This is a genomic window from Halegenticoccus tardaugens (assembly GCF_004116405.1).
Lineage (GTDB): Archaea > Halobacteriota > Halobacteria > Halobacteriales > Haloferacaceae > Halegenticoccus > Halegenticoccus tardaugens.
In genome coordinates this window covers 221,196-236,166 of the sequence record NZ_SDIC01000004.1, presented here as the reverse complement: position 1 = coordinate 236,166, position 14,971 = coordinate 221,196, and the positions used below count along the sequence as shown (strand labels likewise).

At 72.5% G+C, this 14,971-nt stretch carries 13 protein-coding genes and 2 pseudogenes; 14 read left to right on the top strand and 1 reads right to left on the bottom strand.

Going from position 1 to position 14,971, the window contains the following annotated elements; genetic code table 11:
• The first annotated feature begins 59 nt into the window (after positions 1 to 59).
• The 13 genes and pseudogenes from C3L37_RS12095 (at position 60) to C3L37_RS12040 (ending at position 13,497) form a co-directional block, all read left to right on the top strand.
• Positions 60 to 560: a DUF7310 family coiled-coil domain-containing protein gene (locus C3L37_RS12095; RefSeq protein ID WP_129114870.1), complete on the top strand. Its 501-nt coding sequence runs from the start codon at positions 60 to 62 to the stop codon at positions 558 to 560.
• Positions 557 to 1,015, top strand: a complete 459-nt coding sequence (locus tag C3L37_RS12090) for a DUF7311 family protein (protein ID WP_129114869.1) — start codon at positions 557 to 559, stop codon at positions 1,013 to 1,015. The genes C3L37_RS12095 and C3L37_RS12090 overlap by 4 nt, the downstream gene beginning before the upstream one ends.
• Positions 1,016 to 1,048: 33 nt before the next feature.
• A pseudogene (locus C3L37_RS25990) lies at positions 1,049 to 1,615 on the top strand (type II secretion protein); the annotation flags it as partial.
• A gap of 404 nt (positions 1,616 to 2,019) precedes the next feature.
• Positions 2,020 to 2,961: pseudogene (locus C3L37_RS25545) on the top strand (ATPase, T2SS/T4P/T4SS family); the annotation flags it as partial.
• Positions 2,958 to 4,685 (top strand): type II secretion system protein, encoded by a 1,728-nt coding sequence (locus tag C3L37_RS12080; protein ID WP_129114868.1) that lies wholly within the window; start codon positions 2,958 to 2,960, stop codon positions 4,683 to 4,685. The pseudogene C3L37_RS25545 and the gene C3L37_RS12080, both read left to right, overlap by 4 nt.
• A 54-nt stretch (positions 4,686 to 4,739) precedes the next feature.
• A complete protein-coding gene (locus C3L37_RS12075) occupies positions 4,740 to 5,210 on the top strand; it encodes a DUF7283 family protein (RefSeq protein WP_129114867.1) in 471 nt (156 codons plus the stop codon).
• Complete coding sequence (locus tag C3L37_RS12070) at positions 5,188 to 5,592, top strand: DUF7285 family protein (RefSeq protein ID WP_129114866.1); 405 nt, start codon at positions 5,188 to 5,190, stop codon at positions 5,590 to 5,592. Before C3L37_RS12075 ends, C3L37_RS12070 begins: the two co-directional genes overlap by 23 nt.
• Complete coding sequence (locus tag C3L37_RS12065) at positions 5,583 to 6,455, top strand: DUF7284 family protein (protein WP_129114865.1); 873 nt, start codon at positions 5,583 to 5,585, stop codon at positions 6,453 to 6,455. The genes C3L37_RS12070 and C3L37_RS12065 overlap by 10 nt, the downstream gene beginning before the upstream one ends.
• Positions 6,456 to 6,483: 28 nt before the next feature.
• Positions 6,484 to 9,603, top strand: a complete 3,120-nt coding sequence (locus tag C3L37_RS24360) for a DUF7286 family protein (RefSeq protein ID WP_164974743.1) — start codon at positions 6,484 to 6,486, stop codon at positions 9,601 to 9,603.
• A gap of 35 nt (positions 9,604 to 9,638) precedes the next feature.
• A complete protein-coding gene (locus C3L37_RS12055) occupies positions 9,639 to 10,070 on the top strand; it encodes a DUF5791 family protein (RefSeq protein WP_129114864.1) in 432 nt (143 codons plus the stop codon).
• Positions 10,070 to 10,969, top strand: a complete 900-nt coding sequence (locus tag C3L37_RS12050; protein WP_129114863.1) for an SDR family oxidoreductase — start codon at positions 10,070 to 10,072, stop codon at positions 10,967 to 10,969. Before C3L37_RS12055 ends, C3L37_RS12050 begins: the two co-directional genes overlap by 1 nt.
• 86 nt (positions 10,970 to 11,055) lie before the next feature.
• On the top strand, positions 11,056 to 12,255 hold the full coding sequence (locus tag C3L37_RS12045; RefSeq protein WP_129114862.1) for a DHH family phosphoesterase: 1,200 nt from the start codon (positions 11,056 to 11,058) through the stop codon (positions 12,253 to 12,255).
• A 153-nt stretch (positions 12,256 to 12,408) separates the two neighbouring features.
• Complete coding sequence (locus C3L37_RS12040) at positions 12,409 to 13,497, top strand: aldo/keto reductase (RefSeq protein ID WP_129114861.1); 1,089 nt, start codon at positions 12,409 to 12,411, stop codon at positions 13,495 to 13,497.
• 8 nt (positions 13,498 to 13,505) lie between these two features.
• Here C3L37_RS12040 and C3L37_RS24355 read toward each other — a convergent pair whose 3' ends face one another.
• Entirely contained in the window at positions 13,506 to 13,673 is a 168-nt protein-coding gene (locus C3L37_RS24355) for an HVO_0758 family zinc finger protein (RefSeq protein ID WP_164974742.1), read from the bottom strand.
• A 140-nt stretch (positions 13,674 to 13,813) separates the two neighbouring features.
• Between C3L37_RS24355 and C3L37_RS12035 the strand changes: the two genes are divergently transcribed.
• Positions 13,814 to 14,935 carry an MFS transporter gene (locus C3L37_RS12035; RefSeq protein WP_129115260.1) on the top strand — a complete coding sequence of 374 codons (1,122 nt, stop codon included), beginning with the start codon at positions 13,814 to 13,816 and terminating at the stop codon, positions 14,933 to 14,935.
• Positions 14,936 to 14,971: the final 36 nt, after the last annotated feature.

Sequence of the window (14,971 nt, the reverse complement as noted above, 5' to 3'; positions counted from 1 at the left end):
CGACGCGATCGGCTTCTTTCTCTGAGAGTTTAAATCCGAAGAGGCAGGCAACCGTCGCCATGGACGACACCGCCCTCGCAGAACGCCTCGCGGCCGTCGAACGAGCGTTGACGGAGGGGTCGACGGACCTCTCCGACGTTTCCGACGCGGCGGCGCGCGACGACCGCGTCGCCGACCTCGAAGCGACCGTCGAGCGGCTCGACGACCGCGTCGCCGACCTCGAAGCGACCGTCGAGCGGCTCGACGACCGCGTCGCCGACCTCGAAGCGGCGACGATGGCGGTCCGCGGTTACGTCGGGGGGATCCGCGCGGTGAACCGGGACGTCGAACGACGCGCCGACGCGGCGCTCGCGAAGGTCGAGGCGCTCGAAGCGGCGCGAGACGGAGACCGGAGAGGGGACGCGTTCGACGCCGTCGCCGCCGAGATCGACGAGCATTCGATCGAAGCCGCCGGCGAATCGGACCGAGACGGCGACGGCGAACCTGACGGCGACGACGAACCTGACGGCGAGGTCGGCGGCGAAGCGACGCTCGCCGCGCGACTCCGCGACGCGCTGTGATCCGCGTCGCGCTCGCGGTCGCGCTGGCGGCCGCCCTCCTCTCGGCGTCGCTCCCGGCGATCGACTCGGCCGCGTCGGAGCGCACGGACGCGCGCCTCGACGCCGACGTGGAGAACTTCGGACGAGCCGTCGACGATCTCGCGTCGCGAGAGGATCCGGTCCCCGGCGACGCGCCCGGCGCGCGTCGGATCGTCGAGATTCGAATCTCGGAGCGGTCGTGGGCGGACGCGCCCGCGTCCGCGACGATACGTCCCGTCCGGGGCGGGAGGGCGGGCGTGATCGTCGCCGTCGCGGTCGACGGTCGGTCGCCGGAGCGACGCCGTCTCGGCGGCGTCCCCGTCAGCGTTCCGAGCGGCCGGATCGACCTCCGCGGGCCGGGGCGCCACCGGCTCGTGCTGACTCTCGAACGCCGGGAGGGTTCGCCCGCCGTCGTCGTCCGCCGCGCGCGGACCTGAAGTTCAAATACCGGGAGGCGGCCACCGCGTCCCATGAACGTACTCGGACGGTTCCGGCGCGCGGACGACGACGGCTGTCGCTGCGATCCGTCGTTCGTCGAGCCGACCGGAACCGGGGTGTCGGACCGCGTCGAGTTGATCGTCGAAAGCGACGACTGTCCGGGTCGCGGCGACCTCGCTCGCGACCCCGACTGCCGCGCGACCGTGATCGACGCGCTCGCCCGCCGAGACGCGGACGCGGTGCGCACGCGCTCGAACGGTCGGGAGCGAACCTACGCCGACGACGCCGCCGCGCTGCTCCTCGCGGCCGGTCGGTTCGCGGAGCGCGTCGCGTTTCACGACGAACGGCTCGCCGAACTCGCCCGCCGCGACCCGCTCCGAGCCGCACGCGAGGCGACGGGACGGGCGGGACCGGTTTCCACCGTCGTCGCCGAGACGGGGCTCGCGGAGGGAGCCCACCGCGCGAGCGGGTACGAGGCCGCGCTCAGACCGTTCGTCGGCCCGACGATCGCTCGCTCGCGCGTGGCGATTCGACCCCCAGAAGACGCGCGTCTCGACGACCGCTGGGCGCTCGACACCGGCGCGACGGTCCGGCTCTACCGAACCGACCACGGTCGGCGAGTGTACCACATCGAACCGGTCGCCCACGCGCTCTGCGATGAGTCGATGGCGACGCTCTCGGCCGCCGCCGAGCGGCTGGCGATCGGCAGCGTCCCGGGCGGCGAGCGCGCGCCCGGACGTGCCGTCCGACGGGTGGCCGACGACGACGAGCCGGTCGAGCGCCTCTCGGCGGTGCTCCGCGCGTTCACCCGCGGACACGGCGTGCTCGACGACCTCTTCGCCGATCCGCGCGTCTCCGACGCGTTCGTCACGGCGCCGGTGACCGACAACCCCGTCCGAGCGGTCGTCGACGGCGAGCGAATGCGGACGAACGTCCGGCTGACGCCGGGCGGGGCGTCGGCGCTCGCCTCCAGGTTCAGGCGGGCGAGCGGGCGGTCGTTCTCGCGCGCGAACCCCACGATCGACGCCGTCGTCGACTCCGCGGCCGGGGAGGGGGGGGGAACGTCCGCGTCGCGGGCGTGACGACGCCCGCCAGCGACGGGCTGGCGTTCGCCTTCCGTCGACACGGCGGGGGCGCGTGGACGCTCCCGGGACTCGTAGCGAACGAAACGGTTCCGCCCGACGCGGCCGCCCTGCTCTCAGTCGCGGTCGAGCGCGCCGCCGCAGGACTGGTCGCCGGAACTCGCGGCGCTGGCAAGACCACGGCGCTCGGCGCCCTGCTCTGGGAACTCCCGGCCGCGACGCGGACCGTCGTCATCGAGGACACGCCCGAGCTACCGGTTCGCGCGCTGCAGCGGCGGGATCGGGACGTGCAAGCGCTTCGGGTCGGGACGGGCGACGAGGCGGTTCTCTCCCCGACGGCGGCGCTTCGGACCGCCCTGCGGCTCGGAGAGGGCGCGCTCGTCGTCGGCGAAGTCCGCGGCGCGGAGGCGGCGACGCTGTACGAGGCGATGCGCGTGGGCGCGCACGGCAGCGCCGTCCTCGGGACCATCCACGGCGACGGAGGCGACGCGGTGTGCGAGCGCGTCGTCTCCGACCTCGGCGTCCCGGAGTCCTCCTTCGGCGCGACGGATCTGGTTGTGACGCTCTCGGTCGAGGGCGACGGCCGCCGCGTCTCCCGCATCGAAGAGGTTCGAACGACCGGCGACGGGACGCGGTTCGAACCGCTGTACGAACTGGCCGACGGGAGGCTCGAAGGGACCGGCACCGTCGCCCGCGGCAACAGCGCGCTCGTCGCCGCACTCGCTCGCTCCGACGAGTCGTACGCCGACCTCCTGACGACGCTCGACGAGCGCGAAGCGCACCTCCGCGAACTCGCGTCGGCGGATCGCACCCGGCCGGCGGACGTCGCGGCGGCCTACGAGCGCCGAAGCGTCGATCGATGACCGCCACCGTCGCGGCGTTCGTCCGGACGCTCGCGCGGCTGTATCCGTGCGGTGTCGAGCCGAGCGCCGGCCTCGTCCGAGCCGTGGGCTACCTCGAAGCGGGCGTAGAGCCGGAGGCGGTCGTTCGGGCGGGGTACGGCGCGGGGATCGTCGGGGGTCTCGTCGCTGCGCTCGGAGCGACCGTAGCGATGCCGACGGACGGGCCGCGCGCCGCACCGACCGCCGCCGCGGCGCTGGCGGTCGGTCTGGGTCTGGCGCACGGCGTCCACGTCACGCCGCTCGCGCTCGCGCGACTGCGGCGGACGCGCGCGCTTGGGTCGACGACGAGGCTGCTCGGACGCGCGGTGCTCCGGATGCGGATCGAACCGTCGCCCGAGCGCGCCGCGACCTTCGCCGCACGGACCGGGGCAAGCCCGCTCGCGCGGAGCCTCGGCGAACACGTCCGTCGGGCGGAAGGGAGTCCGGAAACCGGCTTCTCGGGGTTCGTCGAGGAGTGGGGCGCGTGGTTCCCGCCGCTCGAACGGGCGGTGGCCCTCCTCGTCGCCGGCGCGGCGGCTCCGGCCGACGAACGGACGCGGACGCTCGACCGCTCGCTCGACGCGATCCTCGACGGGACGCGGGACCGGATGGCCGCGTTCGCGGCTCGCATCCGCGGTCCGGCGACGGGGTTGTACGCGTTCGGCGTGCTCCTTCCGCTCGCGCTCGTCGGCGTGCTTCCGGCGGCCGGCGTCGCGGGCGTCGGCGTGACGACCGCCCAGTTCGCCCTCCTCTACGACGTCGCGCTCCCGGCGACGCTCGTCGCGGTCGGCGGTCGACTGCTCGTCCGCCGACCCGTGGCGTTCCCGCCGCCGAGGATCGGCCGCGACCACCCCGACGTGCCGGATCGCGCGTGGCCCGCGGTAGCCGTCGGCCTCTGTTCGGCTGCGGTCGGATGGGTCGGGGCGGAGCCGCTCGTCGAATGGAGCGCGCCGATCGTCGCGGTGGGGGTCGGAGCGGGCGCGGCGTTCGTCGTCCGCTACCGTCCCGTCAAGGCCGTGCGCGACGACGTCCGCGCGGTCGAATCGGGACTCCCCGACGCGCTGTATCTCGTCGGGCGGCGCGTCGCGGAGGGTGCGGCGGTCGAGACGGCACTGGCGCGGGCGAGCGAGGAAATTCCGGGCGCGACGGGAACGGTGCTCGAAGACGCGGTCCGCGTCCAGCGGTCGCTCCGCGTCGACGTTCGTTCGGCGTTTCTCGGTCCCTACGGCGCGCTCGCCGACGTTCCGAGTCCACGGGCCCGCGGGGCCGCCGGGCTGCTCGCGCTCGCCGCCACGGAGGGACGCCCCGCGGGAGGCGTGCTCGTCTCGATGGCGGACCAACTGGAGGAACTCGGACGGGTCGAACGCGAGGCGCGACGCGAACTGGCGCAGGTGACTGGAACGCTCGCGAACACCGCGGCCCTGTTCGCCCCGCTCGTCGGCGGGGCCACCGTCGCGCTCGCCGCGCGGATCGAACGCGACGGGAACGGAAGCGGTGGACTGGGCGGCGGTGCGCTTCCGACCGCCGAGCTCGGGATCGCCGTCGGCGCGTACGTCCTCCTGCTCGCGGCGATCCTGACGGCGCTGTCGGTCGGGCTCGAACGAGGACTCGATCCCGCGCTCGTCGGTTACCGCGTCGGCCTCGCCCTTCTGACGGCGACGGCGACGTACCTCGCGGCGATCGTCGGGGCCGGGGCGCTACTCTGACGCGGACGCGGACCGGCCGCAGGTTTAAGTCCGAAAACGGGACCACCCCGCCCCATGTTCGACGTTCCATTCGACGCGTGGTACGCCTGGCTCGGCGTGGCTCTTGCGAGCGTCGCGGTGTTCGGTACCGCCTGGTCGCTCCCGGCGACGCCGCCCCCGGACGCCGCCGGCGTCGCCGACACGGTCGATTCGGTCGCCGCGAGCGATCACCCGACGACGGCGGAGCACCCGCTCGAGGCCGCGACGATCGAACTCGGGCCGCACCGACTCGAACTGCGAAACGACGGCGGGGCGGCGCACGCGACGTTCGCGTTCGGGCCGGTGACGCCGGTCGGGCGCGGTTCGAGACTGGAGGCGGTGCTCTACGGGACGCCGCCCGAGCGCGCGTTCGCCTCTCCGGAGGCGTTCAAACAGGCGCTGATCGAGGCGCGAACGCGCGAGCCGACGCGGACGTCGGTCGAGCGGACGCTCGTCGCGCGGCGGGTTTCGTGGGAGGGGGTCGATGCCACGCTGGTCGGCGCGTGAGACGAGAGGGCAAGCCGAACCGACGGCGGCGCTCGCGGCGGTGTTCGCCGTCTGTCTCGGCCTCGGGCTGTACGCCGGTATCCTCGGCGACGCGACGCCGACGACGGACCGTGACCTCGCGGAGCCGACGCTCGATCGCGTTCACGGTGTGCTCTCCTCGGGCGGTGTCGTCGACGCCGCCGACCGGGGATCGCTCGTGGACGGTCGGGACGTCGGCCCCGACGGCTACGAGATCAACGTCTCGGTTCGGACGGCCGAACGGGAGTGGAGCGCGGGGCCGGTGCCGCCGGGGCGCGCCGATCGCGCGTCCCGATCCGTCAGCGTCCGGCGATCGCCCGGACGGATTTCCCCGGGGGAACTCCGGGTGGCGGTGTGGCCGTGACCAGCACCGCGCTCGACGCGGCGCTCTGTCTCCTCCTCATCAGCGCCGGCGCGGTGACGCTCGCGTCGGTGCAGGACGAGACGCCGGAAGACGGCGGGGCCGACGCGACGGCCGAGACCCTCGCGACGAGCACGGCCGACGTGTCGTACGCGCTGTCGCTCGGTCCGAGGCGCACCGGCGGACCGTCCCCGTCGTCCCCGGAGACGGACAGGGCGGCGTTCGAGCGGACGGCCCACGGCACGTACGCGGAGCTTCTTTCCGACGCGACGGTTCGGCGTCCGATCGTAAACGGAACGCGAATCGGGCGGACGAACGACGGCTTCGCGCGCGAGGTTCGACGAGTGACGAGAGGCGCGACGGGTCCGCGGGTGCAGGTCGTCGCGGCGTGGCGACCGTACCGCGGCTCTCACGTGGCCGGAACACTCACCGTCGGAGACACACCGCCGTCGACCGCCGACGTCCACGCGGCGACGCTTTCGGTTCCGAGCGGGTTTCCGGCGACGCGGGAGGACACCGTCGCCGCCGCGGAAGAGGGCGGGTTCTCGGCCGTCTCGGCGCTGCTCGCCGAACGGATCGTCGGCGGGACGTTCCCGCCGACCCGGACGCGGCGCGCGCTGCGGGACGACTACCCGGTTCGGGCGCTTGCCGAGCACCGGTACCGCCGAGCGGCGCGGCGGTACGACGCGGATCTCGGGGCGACGGTCGAGCGGGGGAACGTGACCGCCGCGAACGAGCGGCTCGCGGACGCGGTCGCGCGCGCCGTCGAGCGCGATCTCCGACGGGAGTTCGAGACGCCGGAGGCGGCCGCCCGAACCGTCGAGATGCGGTCGGTCCGCATCACCGTCAGGACGTGGTCGGCGTGAGGTCGAACGCGACGTCGAGGAGGCGGCCGTGAGGTTGGCCGAAGATCGCCGCGCGCGGATCCCGTTCGCGCTCGTCGGCGTCCTCTTGCTCGTGACGAGCGCGGCGTTCGCGACGACGCTCTCGACGCGCGAACCGATCCGGGAGGACCGCGCCGTCGAGACGACGATGGACCGGACCGACGCGAACGCCGCGACCGCGCTCCGGAGCGCCGTCAGCGACGCCGCAGAGGATGCGGCGCGCGAACCGGTGATCGAACCGGCCGCGACGCCCGCGGGCCGAACGCTGAACGACACGACGCCGTTCCGCGACGCCCTGCGCGTCCGGATCTACCTCGCCGCGCGGAGCGAACTCGAAGCGGCGGGTCACCGGAGAGGGGAAGTCGTCGCGTCGGCGTCGCTCCCGCCCGTGGACGACGCGGTGGACCTCCGCGCGGCGAAGCGACGAGTCGAGGTCGAACCGGTGGCGAACGGAACCGCGCTGCGCGTCGTCGTCCGCGACGTGCGGAAAACCGCGAGGCGGGAGGGACGGCTCGTCGCAGACGAGAGCGAGACGTTCACCGTCACCGTCGCGACGCCGGTGCTGGCGCTCCACGATCGGACGGAGGCGTACGAGCGGCGGCTGAACCGCGGGCCGCTCGACGGTCCGGGACTCGGGAGACAGCTGACCGCCCGGCTGTACCCGGTCGTCTGGGCGCGCGGCTACGGCCAGTACGGCGGCGCGCCGATCGAGAACGTGCTCGCGAATCGCCACGTCGAACTGTCGACGAACGGCGGCGCGCTGTGGACTCAGCGAGCGGTGTTCGGACGGAGCGACCCGGCCGGGAGAGTCGGTCTCGACCGGGCGACCGCCCGGATCGGCGCGCAAGACCTACTCGCACCGACGCCGCTTAGAGACGAGGACGAGTGGGCCGACGCCGTCCTCGCGCGACCGAACGGACCAGTCGACGACGAGCCGATCCCGCGCTTCGACCCGGCCGATTCCGACGCTCCCGAACCCGAAGGCCACGTGTCGGTCGGCGTGAACCGGTCGGCGGACGTCGCGTTCGCCGAATTCGTCGAAGAAGGAGGGGAGAACTCGTTCGAGGGCGCACTTCGCGGGTCGTATCGGGCGGAGGTCGAACTTCGAACCGCCGTGACGCGGACGCGCGACGGTCGCGAGCCGCCGCGGCGACCGCCGGGGAAGAACTGGACGCTCGTCGACGAGCGGACGGACGAGCGCACTATCGTCTTCAGACCGGCCGACGGCGGCGGTCGAACGTCACCTGCCGACACGGAAGCCGAGACGTTCGAGACGCACACGCGGGAGGTCGTCGTCCACCACGAGGCCGTCCGAACGTGGCGCAAGGGAAACGAAACGCGGGAGCGGCGGGCAGGGTGGGACGACCGATACCGGGTGACGATGGCCTTGACGGGCGCGTACCGACCGACGGGTAACGCGCCGTCCGCACCGACCAGTCCGACGTTCGAACGAGGCGGCGCGCTGTCCGGACCGAACCTCGAAGACGTTCCGGACGGCGCCCACGAGGCGCTGGTCGACGAAAACGGCGGTCCGGACGGCGTCGCGCGCCGCGCCGTCGACGGATCGCTCGACGACGCCTCGGCGACCGTGTACGGGGATCGTCCGGACCGCCTCTCGGGGTGGGCGTACGAGGACGCGGCGAACCTCCGCGACCGCGTGCGGAACGTGTCGGTCCGGAGCCAGCGGGGCGAAATCGCTGCCGGGGAGGCGAATCCGCCCGCGGCGCTCGCGGCAACCCTCCGCGAACGCCGAGCGGAGCTGCTAGACGCCCCGGAAACGTACGACGGGGCGGCGGAGAGGGCCCGGATCGCCGCCAGAGCGGCCTACCTAGACCGCGTCATCGCCGCGCTCGACGCGCGGGCCGAACGGACGGACGAAGCGAACGGACGGATCGAACGCGCAACCGAGAGGGCGGGCGGCGGGTTGGCCAAAGACATTCGGAGGACGCTCGACGCTCGCAAAGACGCGGTTCGATCCGAGCGACGGGACGCCGGCTCGGGCGGACGGGGTGGACCGACCGGACCGACGGCGTTCGTTCCGGACGGCGGGCCCGCCTACCTCACGCTGTCGAGCGTGGAGGGCCAACAGGTCGAGTCGCTCCCGTCGGACGCCGAGTATCGGCCGTTCGCGACGCGGAACGTGAACGTCTTCACCGTCCCAACGGACGACGCGGCCGACGGCGTCGCCGAGGCCGCGTTCTCGGACGAGGATCTGGTCGATCTCGCGACGGCCGGCCGCGCGCTCACGGTCGCGAACCGAACCCTCGCTGCGACGGACGACGACGCGCTTCGGACCCGCCGGGACCGACTCCGGGGCGAGGTCGACGATTCGCTCGCCGTCGTCGGCGGTTCGGCGCGAACGAGCCTCGCGCGAGAACCGAGCCTGTCGCCGCGGGAACGGAGAGCCGCGGTGAGCGCCGGCTTCGAGCGATGGAACGACTCCGGGCACCGGGCGATCGCCGCGACGAACGGCTCGCTCGCCCGTTCGATCGCCGCGGAGGCGGCGGCCCGGGGCGACCTCTCGGAGCGGAGGGCGGATCGCCTCGGAGTTCGACTCCGGGTCGAACTCGGGCGCGCCGCCCGGAGCGACGACGCCCGCGTTCCGGCGTCGCCGACGAATCGAACCGCGACGACGACGCGCGAACTCGGTCGGAAGGCGTTGAAGAAGCTCGTCGCCGAGGGTGCCGAAAACGCGACGGAGCGGGCGAAGGATCGGTGGCTCGGCGACGCGCTCGTGTCGGTCCCCGCGGGGCTACCCGTTGCCCCTGTCCCGGGGTACTGGTACGCGACGACCAACGTCTGGACGGTGACCGTCCGCGGTGAGTACCACGAGTTCGCCGTCCGCGCGCGGGCGGGACCGCCCGACGGCGGCGGCGCGACCGCTCGATACGTCCGCGACGGATCGACCGCCGCGCTCGACGTGGACGGCGACGGCGAGGAGGAGCCGCTCGGACGGAACGAGCGGGTGTCGTTCGAGACGCGCACGACCGTCGTGGTCGCGGTTCCGGCGGGCGGCACCGGCGTCGGCGACGTCGACGGGGACGCGGACGAGCGGTCGTCGGGGTGGCCGACGCCCGGCTGCGAACCGGGAGGCGGGACCAGCGAGCGAGAGGGGTGTGACCCCGAGTGACAACGGTTTTGCCCGCGGCCCGCCCAGCGTGTGGTATGCTCTACGACGCAGCAGAGCGGCCGGGATCGCTGACGCCCGCGGAGCTACGCGCGGCGTACGAAGCCGAACTCCGGTCGGTCGTCGAAACGGTCGGCGCGGACGCCGTCGTCGCGGAGACGGGTCTGGACCGCGAAACCGTCGCGGCGCTCGCCGACGGCGAGTCGGTCGAGCTGACACTCGAAGAGGCGGCGTCGGTGCTCGCGACCGACGAGTCGTACCCCGACGACCGGAGCATCGTCATGGAGGTCCGAGACCACCTGTTGATGGGGATGACCACGGGCGTGCTCGACGTGGACACCATCGCCGCGGAGATCGAACCGGACCTGACCGGTCAGGAGGTTCAACAGGCGCTCGAGGGCCGCGTCCCGATGACCCTGGCGGAGCTCGCGGCGATCCACGGGTTCGTCGCCGAGCGCAACGATCGCTGATGCGCGTCGTCGTTCTCGGCTGCGGGTACGTCGGTCTCGAACTGGGCCGGCGGCTGGCTGACGAAGGTCACGACGTGACGGGCGTGCGCCGATCGGACGCGGGGCTATGGGCCGTAGCGGAGGCGGGCCTCGACGCCGTCCGAGCCGACGTCACGGAACCGGCATCGCTCGCGGAGGTGCCGAACGCCGACTGGCTCGTTTTCGCCGCGAGTTCCGGCGGGCGGGGAGCCGACGCGGCTCGATCGGTGTTCGTCGACGGGCTACGGACGGCGATCGACGAGTTCGCCTCGCGGGCCGATCCCCCGGACCGACTCGTTTACACGTCGAGCACCGGCGTCTACGGCGACCACGGCGGCGACTGGGTCGACGAGTCGACGCCGGTCGAGCCGACGACGGAGAAGACCGAGGTGCTCGCGGAGGCGGAGCGCGTCGCCCGCGAGGAGGCGTCGGCGCGCGGCGTCGACGGCACCGTCGCGCGCTTCGCCGGCCTCTACGGACCGGATCGGTATCGGATGGGACGGTACCTCAACGGTCCCGTCACCGAGGGGTACCTGAACATGGTTCACCGCGACGACGCGGCCGGTGCGGTCGCGTTCCTACTGGAGGAGGACCGCGGGCGCGACGCGGTCGTCCTCGTCGTCGACGACGAACCGGCCTCGAAGTGGGAGTTCGCCGACTGGTTGGCCGACCGGTGCGGCGTGGAACCCCCGCCGAAGCGAACTAAGGAAGAACGGCTGGCGGCCGGCGATCTGTCGGAGGCGGCGAGACGGCGCATCCTGACGAGCAAGCGGTGTTCGAACGCCCGACTCCGGGAACTCGGGTACGAGTTCCGCTACCCGACCTACCGAGAGGGGTATCAAGCGGCGATTACCGCCTATCGCGAGCGGAATTCGAGGTGAGCGAGGGCGCGTAACCGACCGTTTATCATTCCACGGAAGTGATACCTGGGGGAACATTCTTGCCGGTCGGAAGAGTCTGGCAACTTATGCGCCGCTGGGCCGTCGGAACGGGACTCCCCGCGCAGACCGATCCGGTCGCCGGGTCCGACCCGCAGCTAGTCGCGGTACTCGTCGTCGGCCTCCTGACGCTCCTTTTGGGCGCGTACGCGCTGCTTCGATTCCGACGACCGATGGGGGCGCGGTTCAAGGAACTGCTGGCTGACCGGGAGGAGATCACGGTGCTGATGCACCCGAACCCCGACCCCGACGCGATGGCTGCGGCGGTCGGAATCGCCTGTCTCGCCGAGCAAGTGGACACGAGAGCCGTCCTCCAGTACGCCGGGCAGATACGACACCAGGAAAACCGCGCCTTTCGAACCGTTCTCGACCTCGACCTCGACCACATCGACCACGTCTCGCAGCTCGCCACGGAGCGCGTGGTCCTGGTCGATCACAACGTCCCCCGGGGGTTCGCCGGAGCCGGCGGCGTCCTACCCTTCGCGGTCGTCGACCACCACCCCGGCGACGGGGCGGGCGAGGAGTTCACGGACGTGCGCACGGATTACGGCTCCTGCTCGAGCATCGTCGCCGAGTACTTCCGCGACGTCGGTGCGAAGCCGGTGCCGCCGGACCAGCACGCGAGCGAGATCGACGCCGACTACACGATCCCGTCCGCCGTCGCGACGGGGTTGCTCTACGGCATCCTCGCCGACACGAAACGGCTCACCGCGGGCTGTTCGGCCGCGGACTTCGAGGCGAGCGCGTACCTCTCGCCGGGCATCGACGAGGGCGTGCTCGATCGGATCGCGAACCCGCAGGTGAGCGCCGAGGTGCTGGAGGTCAAGGCTCGCGCCATCGCGGGCCGGCAGATAAGGGGGTCGTTCGCCGTGAGCGACGTCGGCCAGCTCTCGAACGTCGACGCGATCCCGCAGGCGGCGGACGAACTCATCCAGCTCGAAGGCGTCACCGCCGTCGTCGTCTGCGGCGAGCGCGACGGGACCGTCTACCTCTCCGGGCGCTCGCGGGACGACCGCGTCCACATGGGACGGACGCTCGAAACGGCCCTGTCGGAGGTGACGAACGCCAGCGCCGGGGGCCACGCCCGCATGGGCGGCGGACAGATCCGAAAGCCGGAGGTGCTTCCGAACGGCGGGGGTGGCGACCGAGGCGGTGGAGCGATCGGGTGCGGACTCTCGCGGGGGGACCTCATCGACCGGCTGTTCAAGTCGATGGCCGGGGACGTTTAGCGTCGGAGCGGCCGGGTAGCGGTTGGCGGACGACGGACGAGGGGCGGCTGACGGATGACGACAGACGGCCGACGGACGACTGACGGCGGGCGGCGGCCGAGGCGATCGGCGCCGCCTCGACGCGTTTTTTGACGGAGCGGCCGTACGCCCGCCATGGCAACGCACAGCGGAACGTGGGGGTACCGCGACCGGTTCGGCGACCGGTTCGGCCGCACCTACTTCCGACGGTTCGGTCCCGGTGTCGTCTCCAGCGTCGGCGTCGGCACGTACCTCGGCGACCCGACCGACGCGGTCGACGAGCGCTACCGCGAGGCGATCGTCGCCGCGCTGGACAACGGAGTCAACGTCGTCGACACGGCCGTCAACTACCGCTGCGGGCGGAGCGAGCGGGTCGTCGGCCACGCGCTCCGCGACGCGGACGCCGACAGGGAGTCCGTCCTCGTCGCCACGAAGGGCGGCTTCCTCCCCTTCGACGGGAGTCCGCCCGCCGATCCGAGCGCCTACGTCCGCCGGGAGTTCGTCGAGACGGGGCTGGTCGACCCCGCCGACCTCGTCCGGGGGAGCCACTGCATCGCGCCGGACTTTCTCGACGCGATGGTCGATCGTTCGCTCGAAGCACTGGGGATCGAGACGATCGACCTCTACTACGTCCACAATCCGGAGACGCAGCTTCACGCGCGGGATCGGGAGGCCGTGTACGACGCGCTGGAGGCGGCGTTCGAGCGGCTCGAAGCGCGCGTCGCCGATGGAGACGTCGGAGCGTACGGCGTCGCCACGTGGGAGGCGTTCCGCGTCCCGCCGGAGCACCCGAGCTACCTCTCGCTTCCCGCGGTGGTCGACCGGGCGCGGGCCGCGGCGGAGACGGTCGGAAACGACGAGGTCGGGCTGCGGGCGGTCCAGCTTCCGTTCAACGTCCTGATGGCCGACGCGTTCACGGTCGCCGCACATCCGACCGACGATGGCCGGGTGAGCGCTCTGGAGTTCGCCAACGAGGCCGGCCTCGGCGTCTTCGCCAGCGCGAGCATCGCGCAGGGCGACCTCGCGACGTCGCTCCCGGGGGCGATCGCCGCAGAACTCGAAGGTGACACGGCCGCCCAGCGGGCGATCAACTTCGCCCGGAGCGCCCCCGGCGTGACCTGCGCGCTCGTCGGGACGAGCCGGCGCGCGCACGTCGACGAGAACGTCGCCGCCGGGACGTTCGACCCGCTCGGGGCGGCGGCGTTCGACGCGGTGTTCGAGTGAGAGATTCGTTACAGTTCCTTCCACGACGTACCGCACTCCGGACAGATCCGAACCGCGTAGATCTCGTCCGGGTCGTTCTGCTTCTTCAACGACTCCTCGCAGTCCGCGCACGTGAGCCGCTCGTACGTGTCCTTGTACAGTTCGCCCGCGCGAAGCCCCTTGCGAGTCGATTGCATACTGTTCGTTCGAAGTGACACGTCAAAAGTGTAGAGGGTGACGGAACCCGGAAAGCGACGGCCCGTTTCGGAACGTTTGACCCGACCGACGAGAAAGACCGGCCGTGTCACGCGGACGGCTCTTCGGAACGCTCTGCTCTCTGGTCTTGCTCATCAATCTCGCGCGCGTCGTGTTCGCGCCGCTGCTCAAGGAGTTGATGGTCGAGTTCAGCATCAACGAGGGGACAGCGGGCCTGCTCGCGACGATGGTCTGGGTCGGCAGCGCGCTCCCGCGCGTCCCCGCCGGGTGGCTGTTGACGAGGGTGGCCCGTCACCGCGTCGTCCTCTGGACCGGCGTCGTGCTCTCGGGGTCGGCGCTCCTCACGGCCGGGTCGAACTCGGTCGTCACCCTCAGCGGCGGCGCGCTCCTCATGGGCACCGCGAGCGGTGTCTACTTCGTCGCCGCCAACCCGCTCGTGAGCGAACTCTACCCGCGCCGCGTCGGGTGGGCGATGGGTGTCCACGGGACCGCGAGCCAGGTCGCCGCCGTCGTCGCCGCGCCGTTCGTCACGCTGGCGCTGCTCTTCGATTGGCGGACGACGTTTCTCGCCATCGGGGTCGCCGCCGCGGTCGTCACGGTCGCGCTGTACCTGGCCGCGCGGCGGGCGTCGCTCCCGAACGGGGGCTCCCGCGACCGCGACCTCGTCGGCGCGGCGATGAGCGAGTGGCGACTCATCACCCTCGGCGTCGTCGTGCTCGGGTTCGCCGGCTTCGTCTGGCAGGGCCTTTTCACCTTCTACGAGCTGTACATGGTCCAAAAGGGGCTCTCCGACGCGGCGGCGAAGAACATGCTGACCGTCGTCTTCGCGGCCGGCGTCCCCGCGTTCTACCTGGGGGGCCGCTTCGCCGACCGCCTGCCGTACGTCCCCTACCTCCTCGGGAACCTGCTCGCGTTCGTGGCGAGCGTGCTGCTTCTCACCGTCAGCGGCGGCCTCGTCGCGCTGTTCGCCGTCACGGCCGTGCTGGGGTATCTCATCCACAGCCTCTTCATCGTCATGGACGCGTTCATCCTCGCGACGCTGCCCGGCGAGACGCGCGCGAGCGCCTACGCCGTCTACAGCGGCGGGATGATGCTCGCGCAGGCGGCGGGGTCGACGGCGGTCGGGGCGGCAGTCGCGCGCGGGGCCACCTACGACGCCGTCTTCGCCGGGCTCGCGGGCGTTCTCGGGATCGTCGCCCTCGGGCTCTGCGGGCTCAGAAGCGCCGGCAGGCTCCCCACGTAACCGCCCCGCTTTTGTTCCACTGGTCCCGAGGGGGGC

What these genes read in the sequence shown, in the direction of transcription:
- C3L37_RS12095 (WP_129114870.1), top strand. Translation starts at nt 60, where the DNA reads ATGGACGACACCGCCCTCGCAGAACGCCTCGCGGCCGTCGAACGAGCG.
- C3L37_RS12080 (WP_129114868.1), top strand. Translation starts at nt 2,958, where the DNA reads ATGACCGCCACCGTCGCGGCGTTCGTCCGGACGCTCGCGCGGCTGTAT.
- C3L37_RS12075 (WP_129114867.1), top strand. Translation starts at nt 4,740, where the DNA reads ATGTTCGACGTTCCATTCGACGCGTGGTACGCCTGGCTCGGCGTGGCT.
- C3L37_RS12070 (WP_129114866.1), top strand. Translation starts at nt 5,188, where the DNA reads ATGCCACGCTGGTCGGCGCGTGAGACGAGAGGGCAAGCCGAACCGACG.
- C3L37_RS12055 (WP_129114864.1), top strand. Translation starts at nt 9,639, where the DNA reads ATGCTCTACGACGCAGCAGAGCGGCCGGGATCGCTGACGCCCGCGGAG.
- C3L37_RS12050 (WP_129114863.1), top strand. Translation starts at nt 10,070, where the DNA reads ATGCGCGTCGTCGTTCTCGGCTGCGGGTACGTCGGTCTCGAACTGGGC.
- C3L37_RS12045 (WP_129114862.1), top strand. Translation starts at nt 11,056, where the DNA reads ATGCGCCGCTGGGCCGTCGGAACGGGACTCCCCGCGCAGACCGATCCG.
- C3L37_RS12040 (WP_129114861.1), top strand. Translation starts at nt 12,409, where the DNA reads ATGGCAACGCACAGCGGAACGTGGGGGTACCGCGACCGGTTCGGCGAC.
- C3L37_RS24355 (WP_164974742.1), bottom strand. Translation starts at nt 13,673, where the DNA reads ATGCAATCGACTCGCAAGGGGCTTCGCGCGGGCGAACTGTACAAGGAC.